The organism is Bradyrhizobium sp. SZCCHNPS1003 (assembly GCF_032381555.1).
Lineage (GTDB): Bacteria > Pseudomonadota > Alphaproteobacteria > Rhizobiales > Xanthobacteraceae > Bradyrhizobium.
Map to the genome: position 1 here is coordinate 48,385 of NZ_JAUHIU010000005.1, position 18,811 is coordinate 67,195.

Sequence of the window (18,811 nt, forward strand, 5' to 3'; positions counted from 1 at the left end):
GCGTGAGAAGGGGGCGACCGTGGTCAGCCCGATGACATCGGAGGTCAGTGCTGGATCGGCGGACATGGGGGCTCCTCTGCGTCTTACGGGCGCATTGAGCCGAGAATTGACTGGGAAAAGCAAGTCACCAGCCGGAGAGCCGCGGCAGTCGGGTCCGTTCCGGGCGGTCGAACGTGATCCCACAAAGAACAAGGCCGTCGGCGCAGTATGGCGCCAACGACCTTGCCAGCCCCGGATATTGAAATTGGCCCTGTGCCATCCTGAAATTGGCTCGCCATCCGGTGAAGGCAGGATGGCGTGACTCCCGGTTTCAATCTGTGAAGCACTTCACAGGGGCCCGGGAAAATTCGGCGGGAAATTCTACGAGCAGGTGTCAGGACCGGCCATATCAGGACCGGTTGCGGCGATGCCGATGGCCGCTGCGGCTGGCATGGGCGCGGGCGCGGATGCTGCGGTTGCGCGGGGCCGGCGCGGCCTGCTCCGAGCTCTGGGTGCTGGCGAAGGACTGGCGCAGGCCGTCGATGGAGTCCTTCAAGGTCGAGACCTGGTCCGAGAGCCGCTTGGTGTCGGCCTGCTGGGCGGCGAGCAGGCGGCGCATGCTCTGCATCTGCTCCTGCATCATCTGCAGCTGATCGATCGATTCCTGCTGGGTGGCTTCCAGGCCCTTGGTCTTCTCCACCAATTGCTCGGACGCCTGCACAGTGCGCGCCTGCAATTGCCGCGTCACTGCGCCGCGCTCGGCTTCCGGCGCGCCCCCATGGGCACGCCACAACATGATGCCGCCGATGCCCGCGACGAGCACCACGAGCGTCGCGGCTGCGAGCGCGATCGGCTGGGCGCCCTTGACGGGGCTCGGGCTGAGCTTCTCGGGGTAGCGTCTGGTGTCGCGCGTCACCGGATTCATCACGAAACCACCCAAATTGAAAAAGCTTCGGATGCTCCTCCCGAAAACTGGGAGAGGCGAAAACTCGAGCAGAGAACGCTGTTCGCCCAGCCCGCAAATCGAGCGTCTGACGGACGAACCAAGTGGTCAAGGTTTGATTAGGAAATCCGACAAAAGCGAGGCCTGCAAGTCCGAAAGCGCGCGCCGCCGCGCCATGCACCATGCCGGTTCCGTGCGGCGGTCGCGACCAGCCGAAAAATTCGGCGGGACAGATGCTTACTGCGTTGCGCTGCAGTTCCGGCAGATCGTGAGCTTCTGCTTGAGGCGGGCCTCGTCGGCGAGGTCGGCCGCCTGTTCCTCCTCCCAGCTCATCCGGCCCCGATAGCCGGAGCTCGACTGCGCGGACATCACGTCGACCCGCGAGTCGCCACGGCGCTTGGCGCCTTTGCGCGGCGTGCCGATGTCCGGCTCCGTCGCCATCTCGGTGTCGGCGTCGGAGGTGGCGACACGGCCGTCCCAGTCGGCCGCAGCGCTCGTCGGCTGCGCGGCAATCACGGCGGGCGCAGCGGCCATCGCCGGCGTGGCTGCAGGTGCGCCGGCCGAGGCCAGCGGTCCCGAGCAGCCGGTGCCGGACATGCAGCAGTTCGCCAGCGTCAGGGCCGCGGCCAGCAGGGTCGCGCTTCGCAGGATCATCATCATGCCGACAACCTAAACCCGACGGTCGAGGGAAAACAAGGTTGGCCGGCCATTGCCGCGCCCCGCCTGCGACATATCGTCAAAGCAAGGCCAAAAAAAGTTGCGCATCGAGACGACCTTACGCGAGGCGATGACGTGCCTCCCACCGTCCGCGACCCACGGCAAGACGCCGAACTACGAAGTCCGCGACCCCCGCGCCGCCGGGCTTTTTTTGTTCCGGCAGCTCGCCCCGGCTTGCCGGAAACTCGGCTTAGATAAGTATAAAAATACTGTTGTTGATTGCGTTAGACTCTGAATTCAATCTTAAGTCGATTTTTTGCGCGTGATGGCGAGCCATGTGGTATTTGCTAACCGTTTTTCCGGCCGGCAGAGGGGGGGCGCGTGCGTGCGTGATGGGCACAAACTTTGGTTGTTGATCTATATTGCCATGGTCATTGTATCGGGCTGCCTGGCGGCTCCGATCGCATATGGCGGCAGGGGGATCTCGATCGCCGGATGCAAGCTGGCGCCGGAGCCTGATCAGTTCATCAGCTACTGCAGTGCGCGCCGATTTGGCGACTTCGAGCATGCTGCGTTTTGGTTCGGGATCGAGCGCAGGGCGCTTGCCAACCTGAAGGCAGCCGATGTGGTCTTTACTGGGTCGAGCCGCACGATGTTTGCTTTCAGCACGGCCGAAGTGCGGTCGTATTTTGCCGCACGCGGTCTACGGCAGTTTAATCTCGGATTCGGCTATGAGGACCAGCAGACGTTCTTCTCTGCGCTTGCGGTGAAGCACCATCTGCGTCCGCGTGTGCTGGTGATTGGTGTCGATCCCTATTTCAACGATCGGGTAAGCGAGCCCGCCTTGGCCGCGCTGCATGATGGATGGGAGCTCGGGCGGGCTCTGGTCAAGAAGGGGGAGATGTGGGCCCAGCCAGCCCTGTGCAATTTACGGTTTGTCGACTGCGAAATTGCGCCGACGGCCTTCAGATCCTCAGTGGATGGCTATTTTCGTTGGCGGGATGTGCTGATGGCGGATCGCCAGCGCCCGCGAGTTCGTCGGAGCCAGTTGCGGGACTTTCAGGTCAATGTGCCGCTCTCGGCGATCGAGGCAAACAACTTCTTGAAGCGAATTGGCATGCCTGCCGACTGTGTCGTCCTGGTCCCGATGCCGACGACCGAAATCTGGCCAAAGCCGGATCCGACCAAGCAACTCGCCGAGACGATCGGGGCGATGTATATCGATGCTGATACCGGCGACGATCTCACCTTCGTCGACGAGGCTCATCTGTCATTTGACAGCTCGAAGCGGTTCTCGTCGGAGTTTGTTCGCGCGTTCGACCGACTGCCGCAGACGTGCTTGAACAATGGTCCATTGCCGGCCCAAGCCTCCGTGCTTCCTGGCGGGTGATGGAGCTGGGACGGTCGAGATCGCCGCTGGCCTCTAACGGCGGACGCTTGCATCTCGGCCTGCTCTCAGCACGGCGTCGTGGAGAGATTCACGGTGACAGTCGATCGTGCCCGACGCGCGAGAGATCCTGGCCGCAGCCTTTGCCACGGCCTGGTCGATTGAAGGCGCGGCTGCGCCCGATGGCAGATACTGATGCCAGCTACGCTTCTCTGGCATCACAATTCGAGAAACGGTAGGCCACTTTTCGCTATGGCAGCCGGACGGGGGCGCGCGCGCTCCCACGCAGCAGAGCGTAGTTCTTCTGCAGCCAGCGGATAAGGCGGGGGCTCACCGTTCTGCCGAGTTCCGACTCAAGCGCCTCGATGCGATCCTGCAACTGGAGGAGGTCGCTGTAGCGAGCTCGCATCCTTTCGCTCAGTTGGCTGTGGGTCGTAGCGATCTCGAGCGAGGGGCGGAACGCCTGGTCGATCGTCTTCCGCAGGATGACGTGAAGATTGAGCTGGGGGACGCGATTGTTGTCGGCGAGATGGGCCGGCTCACTCAACATCGTATCGCCGCCGAGACAAGTGATGCCGAGAGCGTCGATCCGGTTTTCGCCCGCATGGGTGACTGCGAGGCACTCGATCTCGTAGCCGTTGGCCTGGGCAAGCTCCCGGAAGAAGAGCGGCGTGTAGCAGAAGTATCCGTGGTCGAGATAGCCGCTCGCTGGCAGCTGATGGTAGATCACGCCGCCGACCTTCATGGCGTCATGCATCACTTCGAAACAGTTCCACTGATTGACGATGTGCTCGGTGGTGCCGAAGTTGAGAACCACGTCGAAATGGCCACGGAGCTGCGAAGGGAGTTCGTCGAAGTTGAGATCCAGGATGTTGGTGTTCTTCAGCCCGGGACAAACATCGATCGCCTCATATTCGATGTTTGCGAGATCCGTGATCTCGGAAAGCATCGTCGTTCTCTCGTCCGCTCTTGGCGTCGAGAAGTGGACGAGCCGATCAACCGTTATTGCGTCAGGACGCGGCTGTCCCAGGCGCTCGACGATTTCCGTGATCTGCTCGGCGCGTGCGAAATAGATAGTCTGCGGCCCGATATCGAGAATTCTGTTTTTCCTGCCGGTCAGATGTCCGTTCCGCTGCAAGTAGATCACGGCATCGAGGTTCATCCCCATAGCAATGCCCCGCGCTAAAGTGGAAGCACTCTAGCACCACAGCCTCAGCGCGATCAATCTTCGCGTGTTGATGTGGAACACTGCTGATCTTGGATTGTATGGCGGGGCTGCAGCAGCCGCCGACTCCTCGAAAAACGAGTATACGGAAGGACTTGCGCCTCGCGTGCGGGCTCGAGGAACTGCGCGATCAGGTCAGTCGGGCCTGGCCCGAGCGGCCGAAGTGACGGGGGGATCGGCGAGCGGGACCGGAACGGTGCTGCCAAGCCGTGGAATTCAAGCGGTTTTCGTGAACTTCGGCTGGCTCAAAAAAGTTGCGGCCAGGCCTTGGGGGAGGCCTGGCCGCGCGCGAACCGGTCTGGGACGGGGAGGGGTGGGGATGTGACCGGGTCGCGTAACTCGAATTCGTGTCTCGCCTCTCTGATCAGCGTTCGCGGACGCCTTAGCGTTCTCTTGCGCTGGCGGTGGCCACTGCCGGGCGACCGTCGCCGAGCGAGACCCAGACGTTGGGATCGCCCTGCGACTGCCGCTTGACGAAGCGGTAGCCGGTCTCGGTCCAGGCGACGACGCTCTCGTTCTGATTGTCGAGCACGTATTCGCCCTTGTCGGTCTTCACGGTGAGGACGGCGTGTCCTTCACCCTTCTTGTCGCGCACCACCGTGATCAGCAGCGCCTCGCGGGGCCAGCCGGCATCGATCAGCAGCTTGCGCTTCAGCAGCACGTAATCCTCGCAGTCGCCGTAGCCGTCCGTCGGCAGCGACCATTTCTCGACCACGCCCCAATGGTCCATGTCGGTGATGGGCTTGACGTTCTCGTTGACCCAGCGATTGACCTTTAGCAGATCGCGCCAGGCGGTCTGGGACAGCACGATGTCGCGGGGCTGCGACGCGCCGCCGCGGCATTCCTCGGGCGTCTCGGTGCAGAACTCGACCCAGCCGATCGGCGCCCGTGCGGTGTCGCCAAGGCTCGCATAGAGCACCCGGTCATCGCCGGCATGCGCCATCCCGCCCATCGCCATCAGGAAGGCTGCGACCGCCCACCCTTTTGCCTGTCCCGTCCGCTTGACCATTTTTGGCCCCCCGTTTTCGTTGGGACCATGTGTCTCATAAAGATTTTTCGCTGCCGCTAAATCGCCACGATGGATTTGACGCAAATCCAAGTAAAACAAAGGGCTTATTCGACTTTCACTTGAATCGAACTTAGCTAAAATTTGAATCGTTCGGGGTTGAATCGAATGCGCGGCATTAAGCCGGGAACCGCTGCCGTTGCAGGGTCTGCCGCGCTTTGCCCGCCAGCCATTAACCGCGCCGGACCACCTGTGCGCTGGCCGAACGCCACACGGCGCCCGCGGTGGCGGACGCCGTGTGCTCCGTGAAGTTGCGGGATTTCAGAGGCTTGCGGCTTTACCGCGCGGTAACGCTGTCTTCGAGCGTTTCGGCGATCTGGGCGTGCAGGAACTCGATCGCGAAGCCGCCTTCGAGATTTCGCACCACGCGCGCCTGCACGCGGCCGAGCATGACCTGCGATTTCAGCGGCGGCCGGGTCTCGGCCGCGATCGCCGCGCCCGACAGCGACATGTCGATGATGCGGCAGGTCATCTTGGTGCCGTCCTCGAGCGTCAGCACCGCGATCGGGTTGCGCGGAATGATACGGTCGTGGCGGCGATCCTCCGGCAGGTTGAGGATGTCGCGGTTGGCGAGCCAGGTCAGCTGCGCGGCGAGCTTGTCGCGCTTGCGCGCGGTGGCGCCGATCGTCATCGCAAAACCGTTGTCGATGATGCGGGTGATCTTGCCTTCGACGCGGCCGATATGGTCGAGATAGGCGATCACGCGGTCGCCGACATTGCCGATGCCCGGCGCGAGCAGCGCGAGGCCGCCCGGCGACATGTTGATCACCTGGCAGGGAAACTCACGGCGGTCCGGCAGCATGTAGCGGCCGAGCAGGTGGACCTTGACCCGCTGGAAACGGCGGCGCTCCTCGGCGGCCGGAAGAGAGAGTTTTTTGTTCGGCAACGCCATGTTTCGCCACTCAAAGCCGGCTCTTAGCGCGCCGGATGATCCAGTGTTGAAACTAAGTCCTGCACGGTTAATTCAGCGTTACGTTGTGCTCCTGCAGCACGCTGCCACGGCCTTTGACGAGCTGATAGAATGGGCAGGCGCGGCATCGCGCCAATGACACCAGTGAAGACGGGAGAGACGTTCATGCGGAGTTGGTTGGGAGCCGTGGCAGTCGTGGTCTGCGCAGCGGTTGGATCGTCGCCGGCCGCGGCGGCCGAGATGAAGGTGACCCTGCTCGGGACGGGCACGCCGACGCCGCGCCTGTCGAGCTTCAGCGCCTCCACCCTGATCGAGGCCGGGCCGGAGCGGCTGCTGTTCGACCTCGGACGCGGCTCCACGATCCGCCTGTTCCAGAAGAACATCCCACTCGGCAGCATCACCGCGCATTTCCTCACCCATCTGCATTCCGATCACGTGGTGGGGCTGCCGGACATGTGGCTGAGCGGATGGATCGGCACGCCCTGGGCCTCGCGCAAGGGGCCGATGGTCGTGTTCGGACCGAAGGGGACAGTGGCGATGACGGAGAATCTCACCAAAGCCTTCTCCGAGGACATCCGCATCCGCATCGATGACGAGCACTATCCGCCCGAAGGCGTCGCCTTCGCCGCGACCGATATCGGGCCGGGCGTCGTCTACGAGCGTAACGGCGTCAGGGTCAGCGCCATCGAGGTCAATCACGGCGAGAAGATCAAGCCGGCGCTCGGCTATGTCGTCGAGTTCGACGGCAAGAAGGTCGTGCTGTCCGGAGACACCAAGCCCGATCCGCGGGTGGAGAAGGCGGCGGAGGGGGCCGATCTTCTGATCCATGAGGTCGCCGTCATCGATCCGGAGCTGCTGAAATCCTACCCGAACTACCGCGCCATCGAGGACCACCACACCTCGCCCGAGGAGGCCGGCAGGATCTTCAGCGAGGCGAAGCCGAAGCTCGCAGTCTACTCGCACATCGTGTTTGCGACCGTGAAGCCGGTCCAGGACGTGCCGGAGGGTGCGCTGGTCGCGCGCACGCGCACGGCCTATCAGGGCCCGCTTGTCGTCGGGTGCGATCTTACTTCGTTCGTCATCTCGGATCACGTCGCCGCGTTCGCTCCCGACGGCAGTCTGCTCACCCCGCTGACCGGCTCGCGGTGAGGCGCGGGACGTAGCCCCGATCGCGTGGCCCGCATGCGATGCGACCAGAGGTCGTCGCGACAAGATCCACACTCTCCAGACCGGATCTGGCGGTCTCCCGTCCCTCCGGTGACTTCAGCGGGAGGTTACATATCGTAAACAATGCTCTTGAAAGTAGAGCTTGAGCGCAGCACATTGTTCTGTGGAGCAATGAGGGGCACCGAGACGACGAGCCCATCGGCTTCAACGAGACGTCGTGTGCCGATCGTCGGCCGGGCGGGCACCTCAGTTCGCGCAGGATCTGGTGCGATGATACCGGGCATCGATTTCGGCGAGTTCCAGGAAGCGCTTGTCGCAGCGTTCAATCCTAGAGAATTGGAGATGATGGTCCGCGTTCGATTAAACGAACGGCTGGAAGACATTGTTACACCCGGTCCGAACAACTACGTGGCGTTTCAACTGATCGACTGGGCGGAGCGAAAGGGCGCGACGATCGTCGTCGATTTGGCCCGCGCTGCGTATCTTACGAAGCCTGACCACGAGAAGATACGACGCCTCTACGAGAAATTCGGCATGGCGCCGACGATGTCGGTACAGAACGCGGGCAAGTCCGTCACCGCGGCGCCCGAGCGTGCCACCGCAAGCGGCCTCGAAGCGATCGTGCGTCCGCGACTTAAGACCTTCGATATGGGCGTGTGGCGGGGATGCATGGCACAGATCGAGGGCCAAGTTTGCCGCATTGAGTTTGACGGCAACGCGATGGGGACCGGCTTCTTGATAGGACCGGATCTCATCCTGACCAACTATCACGTGCTCGAGTCCGCGATCGAGGGGACGGCACGTCCGGCCGCGATCGCCTGCCATTTTGATTACAAGGTTCTCACCGATGGCTCGCGCTCGGAAGGAGTTGTCGTGCCGCTGCACGATTCAGATTGGCGCATCGACTTCGCGCGTTACAGCCAGGCCGAGGCCGAAGGTCAGCCGGACCGAGATCTTCCAGCGGTCGACGAACTCGATTTCGTACTCGCCCGCTTGGCGCGATCCATCGGCAACGAACCGATCGACAAGAACGCCGGCTCCGGTGCCCCGCGACGGCGCTGGATCGCAATGCCCAAGACACAGCCGCCACTTGAGATCGACATGCCGCTGCTGATAGCCCAACATCCGGACGGGAGCCCTTTGAAGCTCGCCGTGGACACGCAAGCTGTGCTCGGCATGAACGGCAACGGCACACGGGTTCGCTATGCCACTAACAGCGACCGAGGCTCATCGGGGTCCCCGTGCTTCAATATGGAATGGTCGCTGGTTGCGATGCATCACATGGGCGACCCTGCCTGGGGCTCGCCGAAATTCAATCAGGGCATTCCGATTGGAATGATCCGCCAGCGGCTTGCAGGCAAGATCGAGTTCGAGGCGCCATGATGCGCTGGGTCCGCTTCGCTTCAAGTGAAAGGGCGTAGAGGCCATGGTCGAGACAGACGCTGCCGGCTCCGCGAAAGGGGCGGACTCTCTCTTGGACAAGAAGCTGCTCCATGGCATCTGCGATGCGTTCAACATGAACGATCTGAAGATCCTGGTTCGCACGACGATGGGCAAAGTCGTTTTCAATCGACTGTCCTGGGACCAGCCGAAACCGAACATCGTCCTCGATCTCCTGGATATGGTCGAAGGGGACGGCCGGCTTCTCGACCTGCTCAATGGCATCAAGAACTGGGAGGATCAACAGTCCAACGAGGCCCTTCAGAGGGTTGTCGACGAGCACCTCGATCGCATTTCCACCCCGGCCAGCGTCAAGACACTCAACACCGGGATCAATAGCCTGCGTCGGGAAGTCGAGGAGGACGCCGGGATACGCTCCGTCGTCGCCGCCTCGCGCAAAACGCTCGACCAGGTCAGCAGCAGAATCGACGCTCTTTTTCATTACAAGGAGCTGCACGATTGCCTGCACGACATCCAATTGCGACATTACCGCGAGATCATCGATTGTGCCAAGGAACTGGGGCGCGATCCGCAAGCATCGTTCGGGCTCCAACAACACGTCATCGACCTCGCGAAAATCTGCAGCCGCGTGCGCGAGGCGGCCGAGCTGCTCCCGGAGGTCGGCGCCGATCGGACGCATGTGCGGGGCTGGATAGAGGAGCTCGAATCGGCGATTCCGAAATTGCGGAAGGCCGTTCGCGACGAGGATACGCACGATGTGATCACTGCGGTGTTCCCGTTTCGGAGCGTGATCGTCTCCGAACAGAGCAGGGTCAATGCATCGCTCAACCGATATGCCGAAGAGCTCCCGTTGCGAGAGCTGAGCGAAATCCTCGCCAATGCTGTCGCCGCCAAACCGGCAGGGGATGCGTCGGCTGCCGACCTTCAAGAGGCGATCGCATCTTTGAGGAACATCAAGTCGCAACTGAGTAGCCGGGTTGCGGAACACGACAAATGGCAGAGAATCGAGAAGGATTTCTGGGAGGCCGAAGACAACATCGAAAAGAACACACCGGAATCGCTCGACCTGTTCAAGGAATTCTGGCCGGCGATCAAGTCGCGCGTCGACGAGATCGCATCCACGCAGGCTGAAGCGGACTGGGCGAAGGATGCCAAGGAGTACGCCAGCCGGGTCGACGAGACGATCGCCAGCCACGTTACCAATTTCGGCACGCTGCGCAGAAATTTCAAACTATTCCGCGATACGGCGCTTCTTCACTTCTTCAATGTCGATCGAGATCTCAAGGCGCAGTGTGGGGACATCCTGAAGATCCGTGAGCCTTTGCGAGAACTGTCTGACAAGGTGTGAGCCATGTCGAAAGATCACCAAGTTGCGCCGGACGCCTCAGGACCGGTGCCGTCAACATTCACCTCGCTAACCGAATTGCGCGCCGAACACATCGCGTTGATGCGCGCGGCCCGCGATCGAGAGAACGACCAAGATCTGCTTGCCGACGTCCATAAGTTCGTCGATCGGGCGCAGGCGGCGGGACGATGGATAGATTCGCCGGCCGACCGCGAGGCTGCCCAGAACATCATTACCTACTGGACGTCGTATCAGTTTTCGGCCGGCGATCGGGAGGCTCTCTCTGCCACGCTGCCCGCCCTCGCCCCCTTCGACCCATCGCACGCCCCGGACCTCACCAGCGCCGCCAATCCCTACATAGGGTTGAACCCGTTCGACGAAGGCGACGCAGGGCGCTTTTTCGGGCGCGAGGAGGCTGTCCGAAGACTTCTGGAGCAGCTTCGCGAACAGCGAGTAGTGCTCGTCACCGGCCCGATGGGAAGCGGCAAGACATCGATTGTAATGGCCGGCGCCATCCCAAGGATGAAGTCGCAGATTGCCGGGGAAGGCAAGAGCCCGCTCGTTCTGGTCGTAGTTCCGAGAGCGGATCCGTTCGCCGCGTTGCTCACGAGCATATATGAGGCGGCTGCCAATCCCGCATTACCCAAACTCGAAACATGGATCACCGAGCAGAAGCAGAAGCTCGAACGTTCGCCAGAGCTTTTTGGCGCCTTGCTCGACGGCGTATTTCCGGGGCGCCCCGTTATCATGGTTGTCGATCAGCTCGAGCAGATCTTTACGATCTGCTCGGACGAGAAGACGAGGGAGGGCTTTGTTCAGGCACTGGTCGGAGCGCGTGGCCAGCCGGACCGGACCATCCTCATTATCGAGGAGCGGTACCAGCAACCGGCGCTTCAGCTCGCCGCGCTCAAGTCACTCGGGGAGAACCCGGCCGCGCGCTTCTCGCTTGCGCCGCCCAACGCTGCCGAAGTGCAGCACATCATCGAGAGCGCGGCCACCACGGTCGGGCTCAAGTTCGACGAGGGAATCGTCGAGGACCTCGCCAAGAGTGTTGCCGGCGATGCGGGCGCGCTGGCCATGCTGCAATTTGCCCTTGGAAGGCTGTGGGACCAGCGCGAGCGTAACCGCATCACCTGGGAAGCCTATCATAAGGTGGGCAAGCCGCGAGACGCTCTGATCCGTACAGCAGAAGCGATTTACGCCGGTCTGACGTCTGACGACCAGGCGGCCGCGAGGTGCGTCTTCCTGCAACTGGTGCAGCCCGACGTGGAGGGGTTCATCCGCCGCCGGGTGCGGCGGGACGTTCTGGTGCAGATCGCGCCTGCCGGTCGCGTCGACCATGTTCTGGAGCGATATGTGGATGCCGAGCTCATCCGGCGTAGTCCAGGCGTCGGCTGGGACGACGATCGCTTCGATCTGGCCCACAGCGCGCTGATCGACGGCTGGCCGCGATTGCGCGACTGGCTGCAGGACGAGCGGAACCGCTCCAAGGCGAAGCTGCAGCTCATCGCGACGGCGCAGCGCTGGCAGGCATCCGGCTTCGACGCCGGTTATCTGCTCTCCGGCGCCGCTCTGGACGACGCGGCGTCCTACATGGAGGGCGCGCCGGAGCTCAAGGAGCTCGTGGCGGCCAGTCGGGCCCACAACGAGCTGCAGGCGCGACGATATTCCCGCGCCAGGAACGGCGCGCTGATTGTCATGGCGGCCTTGCTCGTTTTTGCGGTGTGGGGCTGGCGAAAGGCGGATTTGGAGGAGCAATCCGCGCTGCGGAGCGCGAAAAGTGCATTTTCCGTCGTCGGGAGCGTGCTCGATGTAATTCAGGATCAGCTCAATACCGGCGCAATCCAGGTTTCGAGTGCTGAACGGCTGCTGCGCGGCGCCGAGAAGATCTTCGGTGCCGTCGAGAATCGGCCGGAAGTCATGGAGTATCGCGCCAAGCTGCTGACGAAGTTCTCGGATGTGTACCTGCTGGTTGGAGCACATGACGCTGCCTTAACACAAATCGAAGAGGCCAAAGACCTCGCTGACCAGCTCCTCGAGAACGACGCCGAGAACGACGAGTGGAAGAAGCTGCGTTATGAGGTTGCGTTCCGACTCGGAGACGCCTTCGAGGGCCGTGACCTGAAGCGATCCGCAGCGGAACTTGATTACGCGCTACGGATTGCGCAGCGGCTGGCTGACAAGAACCCCGCGGACGGCGCAGCGCGCCCAAGAATCGCATTCGTCGAGAACAAGATTGCGGACAGCCTCCTGAATACGGACTGGAAGGGGGCTCTGGATTGGTACCGGAAATCCCTTGCGATTGGCACCGCTCTCCTGGCTCAGGACCGGAACGATCCGGATGCCCAGAAGGCCGTGGCGGATGCTCGGACCCGGATCGGCGATGTCCTTGCTGCGCACGATCGTGCGAAGGAAGCTCTGGCGGAATACGAGCAGGCAATGACGATACGGGAAGCCCTGGTCCGCAGGGAGCCGAAAAACAACATCTATCGATCCAATTTGTCGAGGATCTACGAGCAGATCGGCCGAGTGCACAGGATGCAAGACCAGCTCGACGACGCACTGAAGTACTTCCAGATGGCAGTCGACCTCTCAGCCGGCCTCGCCCGCGACGATCCCGACAAGGTCGACTGGAAAATTCGCCTCGCCCGGCAATACGTCATCATCGGCGATTCGGTGGCAGAGCAGGACCCGGCGGGCGCGATCGAAAGATACCGCAGTGCCCTGGCAATTCGCGAGGAGATCACCGCAAAGGACCTCAATAAAGTGGCATGGACGCGCGACGTAGCCGACACACACGATAGGCTTGGGGGCGCCTGGCGAAGGCAGCACGACTTCGTAAACGCGCTCAAGGAATATGATGCCGGTCTGCAAATCCGGCTGCAGCTCGCGGGAAGGTTTCCCGACGATAGCAAGCGTCAACTTGAGCTGGCGGAAGGCTACGAGCGCATCGGTGACGCCGCGCGCGAGCAGAGCGAGCCGGGAAAAGATGACCGCTCCCTGCAAGACGCCGTCGACGCCTATCGCAAGGGCCTCGTCGTCGTCAACGCACTCTTAGCCAACGACCCGAAGAGCGGGGCAGAGAAGGTGCGCGAAAGGTTCCAGGCGAAACTCTCGGCCCTTACGACAATCCGCTAGCGGTAACGCAATTGGAGTATTTGCGGTTGCTTCTGCACAGAAGTCCTAACTACGCGCGCCGCAGTCAGCGCAGGCCCTCATAGACCATCAAGCCGCGGGCGAGCGCGAGCTTGCGCAGCGCGCGCGGCACGATCGGCTCGGCCGGCGGATGGATGTAGCGCCATGACACCATCTCCAGCGGTCCGAGCGCGCCTCGCGGCGTCTCGAACGGGGCGAGCAGGCCGGTCAGGCTGATCGGCTCGTGCGCGCGCGTCGCGAACGGCAGCAGCAGCAGCTCGAAATGCGCCGTCGTGCGATCCGGTCCCTGCGCCTTGACGCCGGCGATCGCCGGCAGCGTCTCCTCGCACACGACCATCGTGATCTCTTCGATCTCGCGGCGGCTGGCGGGCGCGAACTGCGCCGGGAAGCTCCTGTCCTTGACGTCGCCGCCGAGCAGGGCGCACAGCCGCGTGCCGGCCATGCGGAACGGAAAGCCGCTGTCGGCGTCGCAGGACAAGACGAAGATGTCGCCGAGCAGCTCGCGCACGGCCGACGGCTCGAAGTCGCAGCGCTCTGGCGCCTTGGCATGGCCGCGCCTGTCGTTCCAATAGGCGAAGAGCTCGCGATTGGACGGATGTTTCATCTCGGTGATCCCTCGCGCCCTCGACGTCACGGAGGACATTGCTGTCCCGCTTTCGTCCAGGCGCCTCCCTGGTTTGTTTTCGCAGGAGGGGCGGTGCAGCGTCCATGCCGATGGTGCGATCGTGCCGGCTTTCCCCCGGCCTTCCGCGCGTTAAGGTTAAATTAACGATGAGCTTGGCGGCCGCCGAGCGATCGTTAACAATGCGTTCATCAGATCGCGGCCGGACGGTGGAAGGTCCGCCGCGATACGGTGAGGTACACGCAGGCGGCGTCAAACAAGTCTGGTCGTCGCGACGGGGCGGGGTGGGGAAAACAAACCCGGGCGCTCCGGACGCGGCAGAGGCCGGCAAGTCTCGGAGGGAGGGTTTTCTCAGGACCCTCCCTCGTTCTTTTTGCGGATCCGCCGCCCTTTCTCCACCGCTGCCACCGCGCCGCACATCAACTCTGCCGCCGTGCGCTTGCACAGGCCGGCCAAAGCCGCCTATCTGACGGATCTGTTCCTCTCGTCGAAGGCGTGCGTTCCGTTGGATTCCTCCTCGTCAGACCTCACGCAGGATCCGCCGCTCCAGCAGGCGCGGGAGCCGATCCTCAATCTGCCGGGCGCACTGACCGCCTACATCCTGCTGATCGCGGTGATCCATCTGCGCGTGCTGTTGCCGGACGAGTGGAACGGCTGGATCATCGACCTGTTCGCCTTCGTCCCGAAACGATACGACCAGACCCTGATGGACGGGGCGTTTCCCGGCGGCACGCCGGCCAAGATCTGGACCTTCGTCAGCTATTCGCTGCTGCACGCCAATCTGGCGCATATCGGCTTCAACGTGCTGTGGCTGCTGCCATTCGGCAGCGCGCTCGCGCGCCGCTTCGGGGCGGCCCGGTTCTATCTGTTCATGGCGGTGACGGCGGCGGCCGGTGCGCTGGCGCATCTGCTCACCCATGAGCACGCGCTGGCGCCGATGATCGGCGCCTCGGCCTCGGTGTCCGGCACCATGGCGGCCGCGATGCGCTTTGCCTTCGTGAGCGGCAGCTTCCTGTCGTTCACTCGCGGCGATGCCGAGGCGGCGGCCAGGGTTCCGGCATTGTCGCTGTCGCGTGCGCTGCGCAATCCGCGCGTCCTCGGCTTTCTGGCAGTGTGGTTCGGCGTCAACATCGTGTTCGGCATCGGCGGCATCACGCCCGGCGCCGAGGGCGCCGACGTCGCCTGGCAGGCTCATATCGGCGGCTTCATCGCCGGCCTGATCCTGTTTGCGCTGTTCGATCCCACCCCGCATGTACGTGACGATGCTGCGCCTGCGTTACCGTCCGACGTGGTCGACCGTTAGTTGCCGCAATCCTGCGCTTGCGAGCGCGGGTGATTTCATTCATCATTTGCGTCCACTGCAACCGGAGCACGATTCCGGATGAACGAAAGCAGGCCATTTTGTGCCGCGCAGGCCAGCCTGCCGAGTGCAATGCAACCAAGGCGTGATCGGGAGGATTGGATCCGTTGCGTTGCCAGACTGTTGATTGAAGACTCGCTTGACTGACGATCGCTGGAAGCATCGGCCGCAACGACGCCTCGCTCAAGAAGGCACACCGGCCCCTGAAGGAGACGAGCAATGACAGTACGTGCGATCCTCGACATCAAGGGCCATCAGGTCGAGAGCGTCGAGTCCCAGACCACACTCGCCGAAGCCGCCAAGCGGCTCGCCGACCGCAAGATCGGCGCGGTGCTGGTGATGTCGGGCTCCCGGATGGAGGGCATCCTATCCGAGCGCGACATCGTCCGCGCGCTCGGCGAGCGCGGCGCCTCGGCGCTCACCGAGCCGGTGTCGAACGTGATGACGCGGCGGGTGGTGAGCTGCAAGCCGGCGGATACCGTCGCCTCGATCATGGAAGTGATGACGAACGGCAAGTTCCGCCATCTGCCGGTGATCGAGGGCGGCGTCGTCGTCGGCCTGATCTCGATCGGCGACGTCGTGAAGTGGCGCGTCCAGGAATACGAGACCGAGCAGGAAGCCCTGCGTCAGTACATCAAGACGGCGTAGTCGTCGCTCCGCCGCCGGTCGGCGTCACCGCGCCGGTCGCCTGGCCGATGGTCTCCTGGATCGAATCCAGCGCACGTTCGGCCGCCCTGGTACCGAACGCGATGAGGTCGGCCGCGCGGTGGAAGTCGAACCAGCCGATCTGGCCGACGCGCGGCGAGATCAGAAGGTCCGGCGGATCGCCGGCGAGACGTGCGCGGGTGATGCGGTCCTGCATGATGTTGAAGGCATCGACCATCACCGACGAGATGCCCGGCCGGCCGCCGCCGCCGAAGAACTGCCGCTTCACCGCGCGCTCCGGCGAGAACAGCCTGCCGAAGCGGCGCTTGGGCGGCGCGCTCTCCATCACCGTCTCCGGCACCTCGACCGGCTGGCCATGCGAGTAGATCGTCGTCGAATGCGTGAACACGTCGCTGGACAGGTTGGCGGCGATCACGATCTCGGCGCCGAGCGCGCGCGCCGCCGACACCGGCACCGGGTTCACCATGGCGCCGTCGACCAGCCAGCGGTCGCCGATCAGGACCGGCGCGAAGATGCCGGGCAGGGCGTAGGAGGCGCGCATCGCATCGACCAGGCTGCCATGGGTCAGCCAGATCTCGTGACCGGTGCGGATTTCGGTCGCCACGGTTGCGACCTTCATCGGCAGCTCCTCGATGGTGACGCGGCCGAGCGAGGCTTTGAGCTGGGCGGCGAGCTTCTCGCCGCCGATCAGGCCAGAGCCGTTGAGGCGGATGTCGAGATAGCCGAGGATGTTGCGCATCTGCAGGCTGCGCGCCCATTCCTCCAGGGTATCGAGCTGGCCGGCCGCATAGGCACCGCCGACCACGGCCCCGATCGAGGTGCCGACCACGACGTCGGGCACGATGCCGTGCGCCATCAGGGTTCGGAGCACGCCGATATGGGCAAAGCCGCGCGCCGCACCGCCGCCGAGCGCCAAGCCGATGACCGGCTTGCGGATCGTCCCAAGACCGACATCGGAACCTTCGGTTCCGCTCGCACGGCGTCCTTTCAGAATATCCAGCACCGAGATCTCCACGCCTACGCATACTGTGTGCAATGAGTCGGCAACGGACTCATGACGCATGACAGCCTAGCACCAGCCTACCAGAAGCATCCTTTATGCCGGGTCGACGGAAGCATCGGATGCCGCTGATGTGAACGGCTCTCCTGGACGGAACTGCGCGCTCCGGCCGCTCACCGCCGGAGAATGCGACCAAGTCGCGCGCCGCCCATGCGGTTCCTCGGGGACAGTTGAGTAGAGGCTTGAATTTGCCGCGTTTTCGGTCAAAAGCAGGACGATGACGACAGGTCGCGGGTTCACCAGATTCCGGCGCAGCGGGCGGCTATGGCTTGTGCTTGCCTTGTCGTGCCCGCTGACCGGACTCTCAATGTCGCCGGCCGCAGCGCAACTGTTCAGCGACAGGCCGCCGCCGGTTCCGCCGGCCTCGGTGCCCGATCCCGGGGCAGCGGTCAGCCTGGCACCACCCTCCGGCCCCATTCCGCCGCCGGCACCCCAGGCGCTGCCGGGACCGCCGGTCGCCGCGATTCCACCCGGCGCGCCGGCTGCGATCCCCCCGGTTGCCGCTCCGCCGGCCGCAGCCCCCAATCAGGGCGTGCTGTCGCTGTCGGCGCGGTTCGGCAAGGACCTGCCGAACATCAATGGCGGGCTGGTCTGGCGCGTGTTCGCCGACCGGCCGGACGAATCCGGCGCCTTCAAGATGCTGCGCGAGGATCGCGGCGCAACGCCGAACATCGTGCTGCCGCCCGGCACCTATGTCGTCCATGTCGCGCTCGGTCTCGTCAGCGCGGTCAGGTCCGTGAACCTGAAGCCGGAGACCGATCGCGAATCCTTCGTGCTGCCGGCCGGGGGCCTGCGTCTCGAGGGCAGGGTCGGCACCAGCAAGATCCCGCAGAACCAGATCTCGTTTGCCATCTATAAGGGCAGCCAGTTCGACGGCCGCGAGCGGGCGCCGCTGGTGCCGAACGTCGCCGCCGGCGACATGCTGATGCTGCCGGAGGGGACCTATTACATCGTCTCCAACTATGGCGACGCCAACTCGGTGGTGCGCTCCGACATCCGCGTCCAGGCCGGCAAGCTCACCGATGTCACGGTGACGCATCGCGCCGCGGTCATCACCTTGAAGCTCGTCTCCGACAAGGGCGGCGAGGCGCTCGCCAACACGGCCTGGTCGGTCATCAACCCCGGCGGCGACGTGATCAAGGAATCGATCGGCGCCTTCCCCAAGGTCGTGCTGTCCGAAGGCGACTACCGCGCCATCGCCAAGAACGAAGGCAAGGTGTTCGAGCGCTCCTTCAGCGTCGTCAACGGCGTCGACGGCGAGGTCGAGGTGCTCGCGCGGTAAGCGGCTCGCACGTGAAATGGCCCCGCAGAAGGACACCGACTCTCCCCGCTATCTATGAGAGCCAATCTCTGGGAGAGCCGCATGCAGATATGCCACATCATCCGCCAGGCCATCGAGATCGGCGAGCGCAAGGGCTGGATCACGTTCGACGAGCTGAACGCACTTTGCCCGGGTAACACAGTCGAACCCGAGGACATCGAGCGGATCATGCAGGCGCTGAGCGACGCAGGCATCCGTCTGGAGGAGGAGTGATGCAAGAACAGCGTTTTTGGCAGGAGCGCGCCTGACCACGGGTGTCGTCCCGGCGAACGCCGGGACCCATACCGCGGATGCTATCGGGGGACGTCGCTGTCAGTGGCCCGCATCACCGCGGCCGGTGGCTATGGGGCCCGGCTCAAGGCCGGGACGACAGCGGTGATTGTCGAAGCAGTGGTGCGCGACACGACTCGCTAAGTCGTGCCGCATCTGCCCGTCGGGTTACTTTGTCGCAGTTATTAGTTCTTGTGTCGTCGGGCAAATCAGGTCGATCTTTCCGCGCATCCCGCCTCGAGATGAGGGGCGTATCGCGGTCGTCACGAGACGCGA

The 18,811-nt window shown here is 63.5% G+C and carries 16 protein-coding genes; 9 read left to right on the plus strand and 7 right to left on the minus strand.

Going from position 1 to position 18,811, the window contains the following annotated elements; translation table 11 throughout:
• Window positions 1-388: 388 nt before the first annotated feature.
• Window positions 389-904, minus strand: coding sequence for a hypothetical protein (locus tag QX126_RS09960; RefSeq protein ID WP_315737492.1), 516 nt, complete (start codon window positions 902-904; stop codon window positions 389-391).
• A gap of 255 nt (window positions 905-1,159) precedes the next feature.
• Complete coding sequence (locus QX126_RS09965; RefSeq protein WP_315776694.1) at window positions 1,160-1,582, minus strand: hypothetical protein; 423 nt, start codon at window positions 1,580-1,582, stop codon at window positions 1,160-1,162.
• A 406-nt stretch (window positions 1,583-1,988) separates the two neighbouring features.
• Between QX126_RS09965 and QX126_RS09970 the strand changes: the two genes are divergently transcribed.
• Window positions 1,989-2,969, plus strand: a complete 981-nt coding sequence (locus QX126_RS09970; RefSeq protein WP_315780713.1) for a hypothetical protein — start codon at window positions 1,989-1,991, stop codon at window positions 2,967-2,969.
• 247 nt (window positions 2,970-3,216) lie between these two features.
• Here QX126_RS09970 and QX126_RS09975 read toward each other — a convergent pair whose 3' ends face one another.
• The 3 genes from QX126_RS09975 to QX126_RS09985 all read right to left on the minus strand — a co-directional run bounded on the left by QX126_RS09975 (window position 3,217) and on the right by QX126_RS09985 (window position 6,149).
• Window positions 3,217-4,128, minus strand: coding sequence for a methyltransferase domain-containing protein (locus QX126_RS09975; protein ID WP_315780715.1), 912 nt, complete (start codon window positions 4,126-4,128; stop codon window positions 3,217-3,219).
• Window positions 4,129-4,573: 445 nt separating this feature from the next.
• Window positions 4,574-5,200 carry a transglutaminase-like cysteine peptidase gene (locus QX126_RS09980; protein ID WP_315737496.1) on the minus strand — a complete coding sequence of 209 codons (627 nt, stop codon included), beginning with the start codon at window positions 5,198-5,200 and terminating at the stop codon, window positions 4,574-4,576.
• Window positions 5,201-5,534: 334 nt separating this feature from the next.
• Complete coding sequence (locus QX126_RS09985) at window positions 5,535-6,149, minus strand: PilZ domain-containing protein (protein ID WP_315737497.1); 615 nt, start codon at window positions 6,147-6,149, stop codon at window positions 5,535-5,537.
• A gap of 183 nt (window positions 6,150-6,332) precedes the next feature.
• Between QX126_RS09985 and QX126_RS09990 the strand changes: the two genes are divergently transcribed.
• The 4 genes from QX126_RS09990 to QX126_RS10005 all read left to right on the plus strand — a co-directional run bounded on the left by QX126_RS09990 (window position 6,333) and on the right by QX126_RS10005 (window position 13,218).
• Window positions 6,333-7,316 carry an MBL fold metallo-hydrolase gene (locus QX126_RS09990; RefSeq protein WP_315780718.1) on the plus strand — a complete coding sequence of 328 codons (984 nt, stop codon included), beginning with the start codon at window positions 6,333-6,335 and terminating at the stop codon, window positions 7,314-7,316.
• Window positions 7,317-7,553: 237 nt separating this feature from the next.
• Entirely contained in the window at window positions 7,554-8,717 is a 1,164-nt protein-coding gene (locus QX126_RS09995; protein ID WP_315780720.1) for a trypsin-like peptidase domain-containing protein, read from the plus strand.
• Window positions 8,718-8,808: 91 nt separating this feature from the next.
• A complete protein-coding gene (locus tag QX126_RS10000) occupies window positions 8,809-10,083 on the plus strand; it encodes a hypothetical protein (RefSeq protein WP_315771090.1) in 1,275 nt (424 codons plus the stop codon).
• Between the two features lie 3 nt (window positions 10,084-10,086).
• Window positions 10,087-13,218 (plus strand): tetratricopeptide repeat protein, encoded by a 3,132-nt coding sequence (locus tag QX126_RS10005; protein ID WP_315780722.1) that lies wholly within the window; start codon window positions 10,087-10,089, stop codon window positions 13,216-13,218.
• 64 nt (window positions 13,219-13,282) lie between these two features.
• Here QX126_RS10005 and QX126_RS10010 read toward each other — a convergent pair whose 3' ends face one another.
• On the minus strand, window positions 13,283-13,840 hold the full coding sequence (locus tag QX126_RS10010; RefSeq protein ID WP_315737502.1) for a PAS domain-containing protein: 558 nt from the start codon (window positions 13,838-13,840) through the stop codon (window positions 13,283-13,285).
• 523 nt (window positions 13,841-14,363) lie between these two features.
• Between QX126_RS10010 and QX126_RS10015 the strand changes: the two genes are divergently transcribed.
• Window positions 14,364-15,161, plus strand: coding sequence for a rhomboid family intramembrane serine protease (locus QX126_RS10015; RefSeq protein WP_315737726.1), 798 nt, complete (start codon window positions 14,364-14,366; stop codon window positions 15,159-15,161).
• A 276-nt stretch (window positions 15,162-15,437) separates the two neighbouring features.
• A complete protein-coding gene (locus tag QX126_RS10020) occupies window positions 15,438-15,866 on the plus strand; it encodes a CBS domain-containing protein (RefSeq protein WP_315737503.1) in 429 nt (142 codons plus the stop codon).
• On the opposite strand, the gene QX126_RS10025 is transcribed toward QX126_RS10020, so the two are convergent.
• Window positions 15,853-16,887 carry a patatin-like phospholipase family protein gene (locus QX126_RS10025; protein WP_315780724.1) on the minus strand — a complete coding sequence of 345 codons (1,035 nt, stop codon included), beginning with the start codon at window positions 16,885-16,887 and terminating at the stop codon, window positions 15,853-15,855. The genes QX126_RS10020 and QX126_RS10025 overlap by 14 nt on opposite strands.
• Window positions 16,888-17,161: 274 nt before the next feature.
• Here QX126_RS10025 and QX126_RS10030 point away from each other — a divergent pair, with 274 nt between their 5' ends.
• Both QX126_RS10030 and QX126_RS10035 read left to right on the plus strand, forming a co-directional pair.
• Window positions 17,162-18,226, plus strand: coding sequence for a hypothetical protein (locus tag QX126_RS10030; RefSeq protein ID WP_315771093.1), 1,065 nt, complete (start codon window positions 17,162-17,164; stop codon window positions 18,224-18,226).
• Window positions 18,227-18,307: 81 nt separating this feature from the next.
• The gene (locus QX126_RS10035) at window positions 18,308-18,478 is read left to right on the plus strand and encodes an RNA polymerase sigma factor region1.1 domain-containing protein (protein WP_315737506.1); all 171 of its coding nucleotides are present in this window, start codon (window positions 18,308-18,310) and stop codon (window positions 18,476-18,478) included.
• Window positions 18,479-18,811 lie beyond the last annotated feature (333 nt).